At 48.2% G+C, this 13,123-nt stretch carries 13 protein-coding genes and 1 other RNA gene; 13 read left to right on the top strand and 1 reads right to left on the bottom strand.

The features are described 5' to 3' along the window. Nucleotides 1-15: 15 nt before the first annotated feature. The 12 genes from cdd (at nt 16) to rnpB (ending at nt 10,394) form a co-directional block, all read left to right on the top strand. On the top strand, nt 16-426 hold the full coding sequence (cdd, locus tag B1728_RS12530; protein ID WP_079910539.1) for a cytidine deaminase: 411 nt from the start codon (nt 16-18) through the stop codon (nt 424-426). 4 nt (nt 427-430) lie between these two features. Next, nucleotides 431-1,342 carry a GTPase Era gene (gene era / locus B1728_RS12525; protein ID WP_079910538.1) on the top strand — a complete coding sequence of 304 codons (912 nt, stop codon included), beginning with the start codon at nt 431-433 and terminating at the stop codon, nt 1,340-1,342. 145 nt (nt 1,343-1,487) lie between these two features. Next, nucleotides 1,488-1,631: a YqzL family protein gene (locus B1728_RS12520; RefSeq protein ID WP_079910537.1), complete on the top strand. Its 144-nt coding sequence runs from the start codon at nt 1,488-1,490 to the stop codon at nt 1,629-1,631. 34 nt (nt 1,632-1,665) lie between these two features. Continuing rightward, nucleotides 1,666-2,412, top strand: coding sequence for a DNA repair protein RecO (gene recO / locus B1728_RS12515; RefSeq protein WP_079910536.1), 747 nt, complete (start codon nt 1,666-1,668; stop codon nt 2,410-2,412). 231 nt (nt 2,413-2,643) lie between these two features. Next, entirely contained in the window at nt 2,644-3,456 is an 813-nt protein-coding gene (locus tag B1728_RS12510; protein WP_079910535.1) for a pyruvate, water dikinase regulatory protein, read from the top strand. 94 nt (nt 3,457-3,550) lie between these two features. After that, on the top strand, nt 3,551-4,012 hold the full coding sequence (locus B1728_RS12505; protein ID WP_079910534.1) for a YaiI/YqxD family protein: 462 nt from the start codon (nt 3,551-3,553) through the stop codon (nt 4,010-4,012). 40 nt (nt 4,013-4,052) lie between these two features. Continuing rightward, complete coding sequence (gene dnaG / locus B1728_RS12500) at nt 4,053-5,885, top strand: DNA primase (protein WP_079910533.1); 1,833 nt, start codon at nt 4,053-4,055, stop codon at nt 5,883-5,885. Nucleotides 5,886-5,930: 45 nt separating this feature from the next. Continuing rightward, nucleotides 5,931-7,046, top strand: a complete 1,116-nt coding sequence (gene rpoD / locus B1728_RS12495; protein ID WP_079910532.1) for an RNA polymerase sigma factor RpoD — start codon at nt 5,931-5,933, stop codon at nt 7,044-7,046. A 125-nt stretch (nt 7,047-7,171) separates the two neighbouring features. Further along, nucleotides 7,172-8,008, top strand: a complete 837-nt coding sequence (locus B1728_RS12490) for a hypothetical protein (RefSeq protein ID WP_079910531.1) — start codon at nt 7,172-7,174, stop codon at nt 8,006-8,008. Between the two features lies 1 nt (nt 8,009). Further along, on the top strand, nt 8,010-8,780 hold the full coding sequence (locus B1728_RS12485; protein ID WP_079910530.1) for a tRNA (adenine(22)-N(1))-methyltransferase: 771 nt from the start codon (nt 8,010-8,012) through the stop codon (nt 8,778-8,780). Then, on the top strand, nt 8,747-9,862 hold the full coding sequence (locus tag B1728_RS12480) for a Nif3-like dinuclear metal center hexameric protein (protein WP_079910529.1): 1,116 nt from the start codon (nt 8,747-8,749) through the stop codon (nt 9,860-9,862). The genes B1728_RS12485 and B1728_RS12480 overlap by 34 nt, the downstream gene beginning before the upstream one ends. Nucleotides 9,863-9,987: 125 nt before the next feature. Further along, an RNA gene (gene rnpB / locus B1728_RS12475) (RNase P RNA component class A) lies at nt 9,988-10,394 on the top strand. A gap of 78 nt (nt 10,395-10,472) precedes the next feature. On the opposite strand, the gene B1728_RS12470 is transcribed toward rnpB, so the two are convergent. Then, nucleotides 10,473-12,386 carry a S8 family peptidase gene (locus B1728_RS12470; protein WP_079910528.1) on the bottom strand — a complete coding sequence of 638 codons (1,914 nt, stop codon included), beginning with the start codon at nt 12,384-12,386 and terminating at the stop codon, nt 10,473-10,475. Between the two features lie 197 nt (nt 12,387-12,583). Between B1728_RS12470 and B1728_RS12465 the strand changes: the two genes are divergently transcribed. Continuing rightward, on the top strand, nt 12,584-13,084 hold the full coding sequence (locus B1728_RS12465; RefSeq protein WP_079910527.1) for a YpuI family protein: 501 nt from the start codon (nt 12,584-12,586) through the stop codon (nt 13,082-13,084). The last annotated feature ends 39 nt before the right edge of the window (nt 13,085-13,123 follow it).

Genomic DNA, 13,123 nt, shown 5'->3' with positions numbered 1-13,123 from the left:
ACGGGGATGATAACTATGGATCAACAAGCTTTGGTAGCCTTGGCGAAGCAGGCTATGGAGAAAGCCTATGTGCCCTATTCGCATTTCAAAGTCGGCAGCGCACTGCTGGATCAGCAGGGACGGGTGCATCTGGGCTGCAATGTGGAGAATGCGGCCTACGGCCCGACGAACTGTGCGGAAAGAACTGCATTGTTCCGCGCCATAGCCGATGGAGAGGCGCCGCGTTCCTTCCAGGCCATAGCGGTTATAGGAGATACGCCTGGACCTATTACTCCTTGCGGCGTATGCCGTCAAGTTCTCATCGAGCTTTGCCCTCCCGATATGCCAGTCTATATGGCTAACCTGCGCGGAGAGATTCAAGAAACGACCGTTGCCCAGCTGCTGCCCGGGGCATTTACAATGAATGATCTTAATGGAGGAACTTAATCGAATGACATCAGCATCCAGCAAAAAAGCGTTTAAATCCGGCTTTGTAGCCATTATCGGCCGCCCTAACGTAGGAAAATCGACCTTGATGAACCAGGTTATAGGGCAGAAGATCGCCATCATGTCTGACAAGCCGCAAACAACCAGAAATAAAATTCATGGTGTGTACACGACCAATGATTCGCAAATTGTATTCTTGGATACTCCCGGCATTCACAAGCCGCAATCCAAGCTGGGCGATTATATGATGAAAATAGCGGAGAGCTCGCTTAGCGAAGTCGACGCCGTTCTTTTCCTTATCGATGTAGTGGAAGGAATCGGCGGAGGAGACCGCTTTATTATCGAAAACCTGAAAAGAATCAAAACGCCTGTCATTCTAGTTATGAATAAAATCGATCAGGTGCAGCCGGAGGAGCTTCTGCCGGTCATTACGGAATACAAGGACCTGTATCCTTTCGCCGAGATCGTGCCGATATCGGCCAAGCAGGGCAATAACGTTAATACACTGCTGGAGCAGATAGTCAAATATTTGCCGGAAGGCCCTCAATATTATCCGGCCGATCAAGTGACGGACCATCCGGAGCAGTTTGTCTGCGCGGAGCTGATCCGGGAGAAAATATTGCATTTGACCCGGGAGGAAGTGCCGCACTCCATTGCCGTGGCCATCGAGGACATGAAGGTGGAGGAGAACGGCGTCGTACATATCTCGGCGGTCATTTATGTGGAGAGAGATTCGCAAAAGGGGATCATTATCGGGAAAAAGGGCGCTTTGTTGAAGGAAGTCGGTCAAAAGGCGCGGCAGGACATTGAAGCGCTGCTCGGCTCCAAAACCTTTCTCGAGCTGTGGGTGAAGGTGAAGAAGGACTGGCGCAATCAGGAGCGCGTTCTGCGCGATCTTGGCTTCCGCAACGAATAAGCTCTTCATGCCAGTTATTACTTGGGATACTTCCGGCCATTTCGTATCATCCTAATCTTGTAGGCAAGAACAGTCCATCTAATGTCTTTGATTACAACGTCAAGCGTTCCTTGGAAAGCTCTTAGGAGAGGGGATTGATACGCACATGAGAGATTTTTCGTGGAAGTATTTTTCAATGACCGGTGATGTGGATGCTTATCTGCTTTACAAAGAGATGGACAGTGAGAGGCGCGCTTCTGAAGAAAATCCGGAGGAAGATGTTACAGAATTAACGGACGAGATTCAGTAGCTGTCTACATGGTGCTTTGGGGGAAGGACGGACGATGCAGTACAGAGTGCAAGGGATTGTCATTCGAAGCATGGATTATGGGGAAGGCAACAAAATCATTACTTTGTTTTCACGCGAAATGGGTAAAGTGGCTGTCATTGTTAGAGGAGCTAAAAAGGTAAAAAGCCGCTATGCCTCCGTCGCCCAGCTTTTTACGAGCGGAGATTATTTATTCTTCAGGTCCGGCCAGCTAGGAACCTTGAATCATGCAGAAATCCTGGATTCCCATCATCGAATCCGGGAGGACTTACATAAAGCGGCTTATGCGTCCTACATGGCGGAGCTGACCGATCGGATGATGGCCGATCAGGAAGCTAACGCTTTTTTGTTTGAACAGCTGAAAGCTGCGTTGGCGGGTCTGGAAGTGGATAAAGATATGCAGATCATCGGCTTTATGTATGAAATGAAAATTTGGATGCAGGCCGGTTATATGCCCGAGCTGGACGCCTGTGTTTCCTGCAGATCGACGGAGGGAGAGATGCGGTTCAGCGCAGGCTTAGGGGGGATCTTATGCGGGCGATGCAGAAGCAAGGACCCGCAAGCCGTGCTGATGACTTCCGGCACGTGGAGACTGATGCGGCTGTTTGCCCAGATGGATATTCGGCGCTTGGGAGAAATCGACGTAAAGCCCCAAACCAAAGAAGCGCTGAAGCAGCTGATGAGGACCTATTATGATACTCATATCGGCCTCAATCTGAAATCCCGAAATTTTCTTGAACAGATGGAGAAATACGGTGTTTAAGCTTTGACATTTTTATTTACGTTTGATAATATAATATATTAACATTAAAGGCGACTTCTCGTCCTGCCAAGTCTTTCCTAGACTTTGCGGCGGGAATTTTTTGTTAGAAGGGAGAAATAGCTGGAATTTCCCTCGCAGCCGAATGCAGCAAGTTGATACTGCAGCAACGTGAAACATTTATACCTTACATACGTATTATTAGTAGCTTGTCTTAAGAAAGCAGGTGCAGTAGTGGCGGAACAAACGAATCCTATTATCTATGTAGCTTCAGACTCAGCAGGAGAAACGGGTGAAGCGGTAGTCCGGGCGGCGACGGTTCAGTTTTATCCCCAGCAGGTGGATATGCGCATCGTACCGTTTTTGGAGAACAGGGCAGGAATCGATAAGCTGGTGCAGACCGCGAAGCAAAGAGACGGCATTATTGTGTTTACTCTGGTTATACCTGAATTACGCGATTATTTGGTGGAGCAGGCAATCCGCTATCAGCTTCCTTACATCGATTTGCTGGGGCCGATTATTGGTTCTTTGGAAAAAAAGCTTCAGCAGGAATCGCGGCACCAGCCCGGCATGATTCACCCGTTGGATGAGGATTATTTCAAGAAGGTAGAGGCCGTCGAATTCGCCGTAAAATATGACGATGGCCGGGATTTCAATGGGGTTCTGCAGGCGGATATCGTACTGGTCGGGGTATCCCGAACCTCGAAGACGCCTTTGTCCATGTATCTTGCGCACAAAAAGTTCAAGGTGGCCAACGTTCCGCTTGTGCCGGAAATTCAGCCTCCCGAGCAGCTGTTTACCATTTCCAAGAAAAAAATCGTCGGCCTCCGCATCGATCCTGTGAAGCTCAATATGATTCGCACGGAGCGGTTGAAGATGCTTGGACTTCCGCAGAACGCGACCTACGCCAATGTGGAACGAATCCATAAGGAGCTCGAATATGCGAACCAAATTATGAAGAAGCTCGATTGTACCGTAATCGATGTCTCCAATAAAGCGGTGGAAGAAACGGCGAGCCTGATCATCGATATGTTTCAAGGACGGTAAGTCATTTTTTCGCGAAATCGTGCAGGATTTTTTATTTATTCATCGTATATAATATTACGGTGGTACTTCAGTAGGAATTCGGTGGGACTTGACTATGCCGTTTAAAATTATTGTGGATGCCGATGCATGTCCGGTTAAGTCGGAAATCGTCAAAGCCGCCTCGCAGTTTAATGTCGAAGTTATGATGGTCGCCTCATTCGATCATCGCCTGGCTCCCATGGAGGGAGTGCAGATCGTTCAAGTCGATCGTTCCGATCAATCCGTTGATTTGTATATAGCGAACCGAATTTCGCCTGGTGACATTCTGATTACTCAGGATTTTGGTTTGGCTGCTTTAGCTTTGGGTAAAAAAGCTCTAGCGTTATCGAATCGCGGGCAGCAGTACAATGACCGGACGATTGATTTTTTATTGGATCGCAGGCATGAGCAGGCGAAGCAGCGCCGGGGAGGCAAGCACTCCAAAGGGCCGAAACCGTTTACCGACGAGGATCGACATTTTTTTCTACATTCTTTGACAAAAGTTTTGCAGGACTTGCAGGAGATTCGCAACCTGTAGCGAATAGTATTACGTGTTAATTTGATTGAAGGTGGATAGGATGAGTAACGGACGCATTCCGGAAGAAATCATCGAAACAGTCCTCAAGCATCATGATGTTGTGGATGTCGTTGGCCGTTATGTGCATTTAAGCAAGCAAGGGCACTATATGAAAGGACTTTGTCCCTTTCATTCGGAAAAGACGCCGTCGTTTACCGTTACACCTGAAAAGCAAATTTATCATTGCTTCGGCTGTGGGGCCGGAGGCGGTGTCATTCAGTTTTTGATGGCGATGGAGGGGTATTCCTTTGCGGAGGCAGTCAGCCAATTGGCCAAAGAAGCCAATCTGGATATCGGCCTCGATGCTATAGCGGACCAGCGTCGCGAGCAAAATCCTGAGAAAACCAAGCTGCTTGAAGCCTATGAGCTTGCCGGTAAGCTGTATCAGTATATTTTGAAAAATACCGAGCAAGGCAAACAGGCGATGCAATATCTACGATCGCGGGGTCTGAACGACAAACAGATAGAAACGTTCGGAATCGGCTACGCTCCCACTCCATGGGATACGCTGACACAGCTCTTGGAGCGGAGGCAGTTCTCTCTGCCCTTAATGGAAAAAGGGGGACTGATTTCAGCCAGGCAGGAAAATCAGGGATATTTCGATAAATTCCGCGACCGAATCATATTTCCGATTCATGACTGGAAGGGAAACATCATTGCGTTTGCGGGAAGAGCGATGGGTGACGCACAGCCCAAATATTTGAACAGTCCCGAATCCATGCTGTTTCACAAGAGCCGAAGCCTCTATAATATGCATCTGGCAAGGCCTAATATTCGAAAGCATCAGCAATTGGTGTTGTTCGAGGGCTATATGGATGTCATTAAGGCTTGGGAGGCCGGGGTTGTCAACGGTGTCGCCACGATGGGAACCGCGTTGACCAGCGAGCACGCGGATATCATCCGCAAGCAGGCGGATCAGGTCATTGTTGCATATGACGGAGATTCCGCAGGTCAGGCAGCAGCCTATAAGAGCATTCCGATTCTGGAGAAGGCGGGTCTGCTCGTCAAGGTCGCCATCATTCCAAACGGTCAAGATCCAGACGAATACATTGCCAGCAACGGTTCTGAACGATTTGTACGGGAAGTGATTGAAGCTGCCGTACCGTCGATCAAATATAAACTTCTTTATTTTCGCAAAAATTTCAAACTGCAGGAGGATGGAGAAAAGCTGCGTTATGTTCAGCAAGCTTTGAAAATTATTGCTGAAATTCCTTCGCCAATCGAACGAGAGCATTATGTAAGGGAGCTGTCAACCGAATTCCATTATTCCTACGAATTTACATTACAAACCTTGAATGAAATTCGACTCCAAGCGGAAAAAAACAACAAGTTCGGGGATAATAAAGATAAACCGTGGAATAATGTTATGAATGACGGAGCACCGCGTCAGCCAAATCCCTCATTATATCTTGCTTATCATAATGCGGAGCGTCAGCTCTTGGCTATCATGATGTACGATCGGGAAGTGACGCACTACGTGGAACGGGAGCTAGGTGACCAATTTAACGTAGATGCGCACGCGGCGCTGGCTGCTTATTTGTACGCCTATTATGCACAAGGGTATGAGCCTAATGCGAGCAGCTTCATTGCCATGCTTCAAGAAGCGGAGCTGGAGAGCTTGGCCAGTTCCATAGCAATGATGGGCAATTCTCACGGGGTCAACAATCAAGTCATTGATGATTACATCCGAGAAATAAAAAAATATCCGCAGCAGCAATTAATTAAGCGAAAAAGAGAAGAAATGATTCGCGCAGAACGTTCAGGGGACATAACACGGGCTGCACAAATAGGTATTGAGATTATATCCCTAGAAAAGCAATTGAAATCATCTTAAGCGTGAGAAGCTACAAGATGTCTCTAGGGAGGAGGGAGTTGGATTATGGCGAACGATCAACATACGGAGATAGAGACTGAGTTGACGTTAGAGCAAGTTAAGGAACAGCTGATTGAGCAGGGCAAGAAGCGTTCCTCTTTAACCTACAAAGATATTATGGAGAAGCTGGCTCCCTTTGACCAGGATCCGGAGCAAATCGATGAGTTTTTTGAACATCTGTCAGAGTTGGGGATCGATGTAGGCAACGAATCGGATGAGGATCATGAGCATGGACAGGATCAGGAGCATGACGATTTCCACTTTGATGATGATCTGTCGCTGCCACCGGGTATCAAAATTAACGATCCGGTACGTATGTACTTGAAGGAGATCGGCAGAGTTCCATTGCTGTCGGCAGAGGATGAGATTGATCTTGCCAAGCGTATCGAATTGGGAGACGAGGAAGCCAAGCGCCGTCTGGCCGAAGCCAACCTGCGTCTTGTTGTCAGCATTGCTAAGAGATACGTGGGAAGAGGGATGCTGTTCCTCGACCTTATCCAGGAAGGTAACATGGGCTTGATCAAAGCGGTTGAGAAGTTCGACCACGACAAAGGCTTCAAGTTCAGTACGTATGCGACCTGGTGGATTCGTCAAGCGATTACCCGCGCGATTGCGGACCAGGCAAGAACGATCCGTTTTCCGGTGCATATGGTTGAGACGATTAACAAGCTGATTCGTGTATCGCGGCAGCTTCTTCAAGAGCTTGGACGTGAGCCTATGCCTGAGGAAATCGCTAAGGAAATGGATCTCAGCACCGATAAGGTCCGTGAAATTATGAAGATTGCTCAGGAGCCGGTATCGCTGGAAACGCCAATCGGAGAGGAAGACGATTCTCACCTGGGTGATTTTATCGAGGATCAGGAAGCGTTGGCTCCTGCAGATGCGGCTGCTTATGAATTATTGAAGGAACAGCTCGAGGACGTGCTCGATACGTTAACCGAACGTGAAGAAAACGTACTCCGGCTTCGTTTCGGCTTGGATGACGGGCGTACACGTACACTGGAGGAAGTCGGCAAGGTGTTCGGAGTTACCCGTGAGCGGATTCGCCAAATCGAAGCGAAAGCGCTGCGTAAGCTGAGACATCCTAGCCGCAGCAAACGATTGAAAGATTTTCTTGAATAAACAGCTTGAACCCTACGACCTTTCTGCACTTGCTGCAGTTAGGTCTAATTTTTTGTTTCACCTCAACCGATAAATGAACAAGTAGTAATTAGCAAATAGGTCGTTAAAGAGGTGAAAGCATTAGTATGGATGATAAAAGAAAAATAATTATTCGCGAAATCGAGCAATGGCGCAAAAGCAAGCTGCTGCCTGAACATTATTGTGATTTTTTATTAAACCTCTATTTGGAGGAGGGAACAAATCAAGCTTCTGGCAAAACATCGTTCCTGGGGATTACGCCTAACGCGATAAAAAACAGTAATTGGAAAATATGGGTTCTTCTCTTCGGCTTCATCGCCGTCATTTCTTTAACTGCTCTTAATTTTACCGCTTTTAATTTACCAATGCAAATTGGGGTTTCCTTAACCTTCCTTTTTCTATGCTACGCGACAGGAAGCCTGCAGAAAGACAAAGAGCCGCTTAGAGCGCAAATCTTGTTCGGGATGGCCTCGCTCTTCCTGCTCTTTATTGGCGTGTATTTGTTCCGATTGTATCATATTTATGAATCGGTGCTTGTCGTAGGCTATGTTGTTCTGTGCAGTCTCATATGGCTGCTTACGGGTCTATTGTCCCGTTTCCTGCTTTTTCAACTAAGCGGCTGGGTCGCACTTGTTTTCTGCTATGGCTGGCTGCTGCATTATCAGCTGGATTCCATCAATTGGGTAACTCTGGAGCTAAGCTGGGTGCCTCTCAGTCTGCTGTTTGGCTGGCTTGGATGGCTCCTGCATCAGAAAACGAAGCAAACAAGCACAGTCTTCCTTATGCTGAGCTGTATCGTTTGGTTTATGCCCGAATTATATGGTATGCTGTATGCCGAACAGTATGGGCCTCAAGCGGTACAATTGGCCCTGGTATGCAAAATATTTCTAGAAGCAAGCGTATTGTTTACATTTAGAAAAAAATGGACTGAGTGGGTTGCATAATATGTTAAAATTATCAAAACGACTGGAATGGATAGCGAAGCAGGTACCTGCCGGGAGCAGTCTGGCCGATATTGGCTCCGACCACGCTCTGCTTCCCAGCTTTTTGGCGCTTCAAGGGCGCATTGTGAAAGGGATTGCGGGAGAAGTAAATCCGGGTCCTTTCCAGGCAGCTTCCAAGCAAATTCGTGAATCCCGACTGGAAGAAATAGTAGACGTACGTCTCGGGGATGGATTGGCGGTCATTTCAGCAGGCGAAGTCGAGGTAATAACTATAGCCGGCATGGGAGGCGCCTTGATTGCGAGTATTCTGGAGGCGGGTAAAGAGAAACTGGCCGGTGTAAAGCGTCTCGTTCTTCAGCCGAATGTCGGGGAAGCCAACGTTCGCAGCTGGCTGCTGGAGCATCACTGGGTTCTAACGGATGAGCTTATTTTGGAGGAGGATGGCAAAATATACGAAATTCTCGTAGCCGAGCCGTCCGGGCAAGCTGAGGTTAGCAATGAGGAGCTGTATCAGACTCGCACCCTCCATGGAGGCGTTACTATGGACCGCGAGCAGCTAATAAAAATGGGTCCTTATTTGATACGGCAGCCTTCTGTGGTATGGTTCCAGAAATGGGAGCAGGAATTAGGCAAGCTGGAGATGATACGACGTCAGCTGGCTTTGTCTGAAGCAGCGGAGTCGCGGTCCAAAGAAAAGGACCTGGAGCTGGAAATGAAACGAATCAAGGAGGTTATGGCATGCTTGCAAAAGGACAAAACGTCATCCAATTGATGGAGGAGCTTGCACCCAAACATTATGCCGTACCCGATGATAAGATAGGCTTGCAATTGGGTACTCTGAACAAAGAGATCACCAATGTTCTGGTGGCTTTGGACGTGATCGACGAGGTAGTCGATGAGGCCATTCGTCTGCAGGCCAATTTGATTATTGCTCATCATGCGATTATTTTCAGACCTTTGGCCCATCTCCAGACGGATTCTCCTGCAGGAAAGCTGTATGAGAAGCTGATCAAAAACGATATTGCCGTATATATCGCCCATACGAATTTGGATGTAGCGGAGGGCGGGGTCAACGATTTGATGGCAGAGGCGTTAGGGTTACAGGGTTTGTCTCCGCTTGAGGATATCCATACGGACAAGCTGAAGAAGCTCGTCGTGTTCATCCCGGAGGATCACGTGGACAAAGTGCGGCAGGCCCTGTTCCAAGCCGGTGCAGGCTGGATCGGACAATACAGCCACTGCAGCTTCAATATCGAGGGGACCGGTACCTTCGTTCCGGAAGAGGGGAGCGACCCCTTTATAGGCAAGCAAGGGAAGCTGGAAGAAGTGCGGGAGGTCCGACTTGAAACCATTATTCCGCAAAGCATCGAGCGCAAAGCGATCCAGGCTATGCTGAAATCACATCCTTACGAAGAAGTGGCGTATGACTTGTATCAATTGGATTTAAAAGGCCGGACCTTCGGTTTAGGCCGTGTCGGCAAGCTGGACGATGCCGTAACGCTGCAGGAGCTGTGTGAGAAGGTGAAGCAGGCCTATGATGTTCCTGCGGTACGTGTTGTAGGTGATCCTGCCCGTTCCGTACGTAAAATCGCGGTACTGGGCGGCTCAGGCAGCCGCTATGTGCGCCATGCTCTGTTTGCGGGAGCCGACGTATTGATTACCGGCGATATCGACTACCATACGGCGCATGATGCCTTGGCCGCGGGGCTTGCTATTATAGACCCGGGTCATAATGTAGAGAAGATAATGAAGCAGGGGGTTGCCGATTACCTGCGTAAAAAGCTGCAGGATAAAAAATCGGAAACCGGTGTCTTCGCATCGGAAATTCATACGGAGCCGTTCCGTTTTGTCTAAATAACCATTAACGGGCTTCAAATATGCAGCTTTTTGCATGTGATAACGTCATTTGGCTCAAATGGAAACAACACGACAGTTGTTTTTTATTCGAAATCGCAGTATACTAGCAAATGCACATCAGGAAAGCTTGACAGACAATCGCTGGTGAGAAATCACGAGAGGAAAGTCCGGGCTCCGCAGGGCAGAATGCTGGATAACGTCCAGTCAGCGCGAGCTGAAGGCTAGTGCCACAGAAATGGACCGCCGATGGCGGAGGGCTTGCCCTTCGCACAGGCAAGGGTGGAACCGTGGTGTAAGAGACCACGAGGAGATATGGTGACATATGTCCTGGTAAACCCCATTTGGAGCAAGACCTAATGGAACGCACATCTTTTCGAAGATAGTCCTTGCCCGGGACGCGTTCGGGTTGGTCGCTTGAGCCAAGCAGCAATGTTTGGCCTAGATAGATGATTGTCGCTTCAACGGTGGGAGGGTGGTACCCGTTACGACCACTGGAAGTACAGAACCCGGCTTACGGCAAGCTTTCCTGGAACCGACAAAAACCGCCCTTGCAGGCGGTTTTTGTGCTGTTGATACTTATTTATTGGAAATAAACAATTAGCGAAGATTATCTCCATCCGAGGCGTTCCAGGAGTCTCTGTGCCCAATCGGACCGGGCGGGAGCCGCTTCGGGTGTTTTGGTTTCTGTGTGATTTTGCGGTTTTTGCATGGTTTGCGGATTTTTATTGCCTTGAGCTTTGTTCAAAGCGGCAACGACATCAATCAATCCGTATCCGTAGTAAGGGTCCTTTCCTTTAGGTCCGATATCTTGTGCGGTATCCCGCATAATCTGCATAACCTCTGTGTTTTTCAATTGCGGATTTACAGATCGGATCAAGGCAGCCAGCGCAGTGACATGCGGACTTGCCATGGAGGTGCCGGATAAAGCAGCATATTGATTATGCGGATAGGTGCTCGCGATGCTGACGCCAGGCGCGGCAACGTCGATATAATCCCCGTAGTTGGAGAAGGATGCTTTATTTTTATTGGCGTCTGTAGCGGCTACGGCAAATACCTCTGGGTATGCCGCCGGGAAGCCGGGAGTCGCTGTGTTATCATTGCCGCTCGCGGCAATCAGGACAACATCATGATCGTAAGCATACTTGATGGCGTCATGCAGGAAATTGGCTTGAGCGTAATTGCCAAGGCTCATATTGATGACTTTGGCTCCGTGATCGGTAGCCCAGATGATTCCCTGCGCGACGGAGTACGTGCTGCCCGCACCGCTTTGGTCCAATACTTTGACCGGCATAATGCGGTTATACCAGCTCATTCCGGCTACTCCCAGATGGTTGTTGACGATAGCGCCGACGACTCCGGCAACATGGGTTCCGTGGCCTACGTCGTCTGCTGGGGGAGCATCGCTATTGACTACGTTATATCCGGAGATCAACTGGTCTTTCAAATCCGGGTGATTCAAATCCACTCCGGTATCCACGATAGCCACCTTGACGTCCTGAGATCCTTTGGATATAGCCCAGCCGGATTCCGTATCGATAAGAGGCAGGTTCCATTGATATCGCTGATATAAGGAGTCGTTAGGCTTGAAATTGGTATTGTCAGAAGCCTGGGAGCCGTTCTCTTTAACCGCGTCAACAGCTTCACTATTGGTTAAATATAAAAAATGCGGCTCTGCATAAGCGACATTCCACTTTTGAAAGTAGTCCATCAATTGCTTGGCTTCCAACTTACGGGATTCGAAGACATATGTGTAACCAACCTTACGGTAATGGGTCGTGCCTATATCCGCTTCGATCTTGGCTAAATCTGCGCTGGAGGGCTCCTGCTTGAATCGGACGACGACCTGATTCACATGATAATGGCTTGTCCCTTCGTTTTCTTCCGGATGGTTCACTTTAACATCCTGCAATGTCCTGGAATCCACCGATTCAATCTTGTAGTTATTGTCAGCCGGATAGGTCACAATTCGCAGGTTTTTAAGCTGATGGTTCTCCACCTGTTTCAAGATGGTCTGCTTGACGACTCCAATCATGGCCGAATCGGAGCTTTTGGAAGGAACGCCAAGAACAAAAAAAGGTTCGCCCTGATGCTGAAAAGGCGAGGATTGGTAGCTTTCTCCCCGATCCGTATGATCCTTCGCTTTCTTTAATTCCGGCTCGGCGAGTGAACGAAGAGCATCATCCATTTGGCCTGCCTGCAAGCTGCGGTCGAGAGGCTCGTTCTTGGTTGCCCAATACAGCTTAAGCATATGAGGATGTTCCTGCTGCAGGGTTGTAAGACCGGTTTGCTTCTTATCCGCGGATTGATGCTCGGCTTGGCTAAGGATACGCCCAAGCTCCAGGCTGCATTGCGAACGGCATAAATCGTCCGTCAGCTTCATATCCTGCGACAGGGTAGCTTGTTTCACTTTGATCTCCTCAGCGGGAGACAAATTTGCAATACGGGGTGCACCTTCGTTACGGGGAAACAGGAGCGCACCAAAGGCAAGCAATAATGCAAAAGACAAGGCGTATTTCCACATCGGACTGACTCCTTTTCCTTGATGATACCGTTAGAGTCTCCGTATGAAGAATAGATTACAACCGGAAATCATCTCCTCGTTTTTTGCCAATAGTTATTTTTCGTATTACTTTTAGCTACATTTTGTGGTAGGATGAAGAGAAGATATTATGATTATTTATCAGCATGTTTTGTTTCAAATACAGGAGGTCTTGACTTATGGCGATGTTTAATGTGAAAAATTTATGTGAAACGACTAAATCCAAGCTAAGCGATGCCATCACGAAAATGGAAACTTTCTTGAACGATCATTCCTTGCAAAAGCTGAATTCTGAAATGGATCCAACAATGGAGGAATTTTATAAGGGGTACTTATCCGACACTCGCCATCTTCTTGTTTTCTGCGAAGTGGCTTATGAGAAGCTTGGCGTAAGCTTGAGACGTCCTACGTTTAATGTGGAGTATGCTGAGAAAGTATTGTATGAAGTGTACCACAGCTGCGTCAATAATTTCTTCTATCCTAAAAATGAATGCTATTCTGAGGATGGACGATACGCTTACACGGGACAAGATGCGATCCGCTTCCGCAAAAAGCCGGTTCGGGCCGTTCGTGACCTGACTATCGAGCTGTCCAAAATTTTTGAGACGCTTCGTGAAGACTTGGCTTATTATGAAACGGATTATATTACGCAAAAGCGCATGCAGGGCGAACGCGTATAAATAGAACAACTTGGAAATACTTACTAGAGATGCTTAATG

Source organism: Paenibacillus sp. 32352 (genome assembly GCF_002042965.1).
Classification (GTDB): Bacteria; Bacillota; Bacilli; order Paenibacillales; family NBRC-103111; genus Paenibacillus_S; species Paenibacillus_S vulneris.
The sequence above is the reverse complement of the archived record's forward strand: the minus strand, read 5'-3'. Positions and strand labels throughout refer to the sequence as shown.

Coding starts and splice junctions, on each gene's coding strand:
- B1728_RS12480 (WP_079910529.1), top strand. CDS start 8,747: ATGCTTGCAAAAGGACAAAACGTCATCCAATTGATGGAGGAGCTTGCA.
- B1728_RS12505 (WP_079910534.1), top strand. CDS start 3,551: ATGCCGTTTAAAATTATTGTGGATGCCGATGCATGTCCGGTTAAGTCG.
- recO (WP_079910536.1), top strand. CDS start 1,666: ATGCAGTACAGAGTGCAAGGGATTGTCATTCGAAGCATGGATTATGGG.
- rpoD (WP_079910532.1), top strand. CDS start 5,931: ATGGCGAACGATCAACATACGGAGATAGAGACTGAGTTGACGTTAGAG.
- B1728_RS12520 (WP_079910537.1), top strand. CDS start 1,488: ATGAGAGATTTTTCGTGGAAGTATTTTTCAATGACCGGTGATGTGGAT.
- era (WP_079910538.1), top strand. CDS start 431: ATGACATCAGCATCCAGCAAAAAAGCGTTTAAATCCGGCTTTGTAGCC.
- B1728_RS12485 (WP_079910530.1), top strand. CDS start 8,010: ATGTTAAAATTATCAAAACGACTGGAATGGATAGCGAAGCAGGTACCT.
- B1728_RS12490 (WP_079910531.1), top strand. CDS start 7,172: ATGGATGATAAAAGAAAAATAATTATTCGCGAAATCGAGCAATGGCGC.
- cdd (WP_079910539.1), top strand. CDS start 16: ATGGATCAACAAGCTTTGGTAGCCTTGGCGAAGCAGGCTATGGAGAAA.
- B1728_RS12470 (WP_079910528.1), bottom strand. CDS start 12,386: ATGTGGAAATACGCCTTGTCTTTTGCATTATTGCTTGCCTTTGGTGCG.
- dnaG (WP_079910533.1), top strand. CDS start 4,053: ATGAGTAACGGACGCATTCCGGAAGAAATCATCGAAACAGTCCTCAAG.
- B1728_RS12465 (WP_079910527.1), top strand. CDS start 12,584: ATGGCGATGTTTAATGTGAAAAATTTATGTGAAACGACTAAATCCAAG.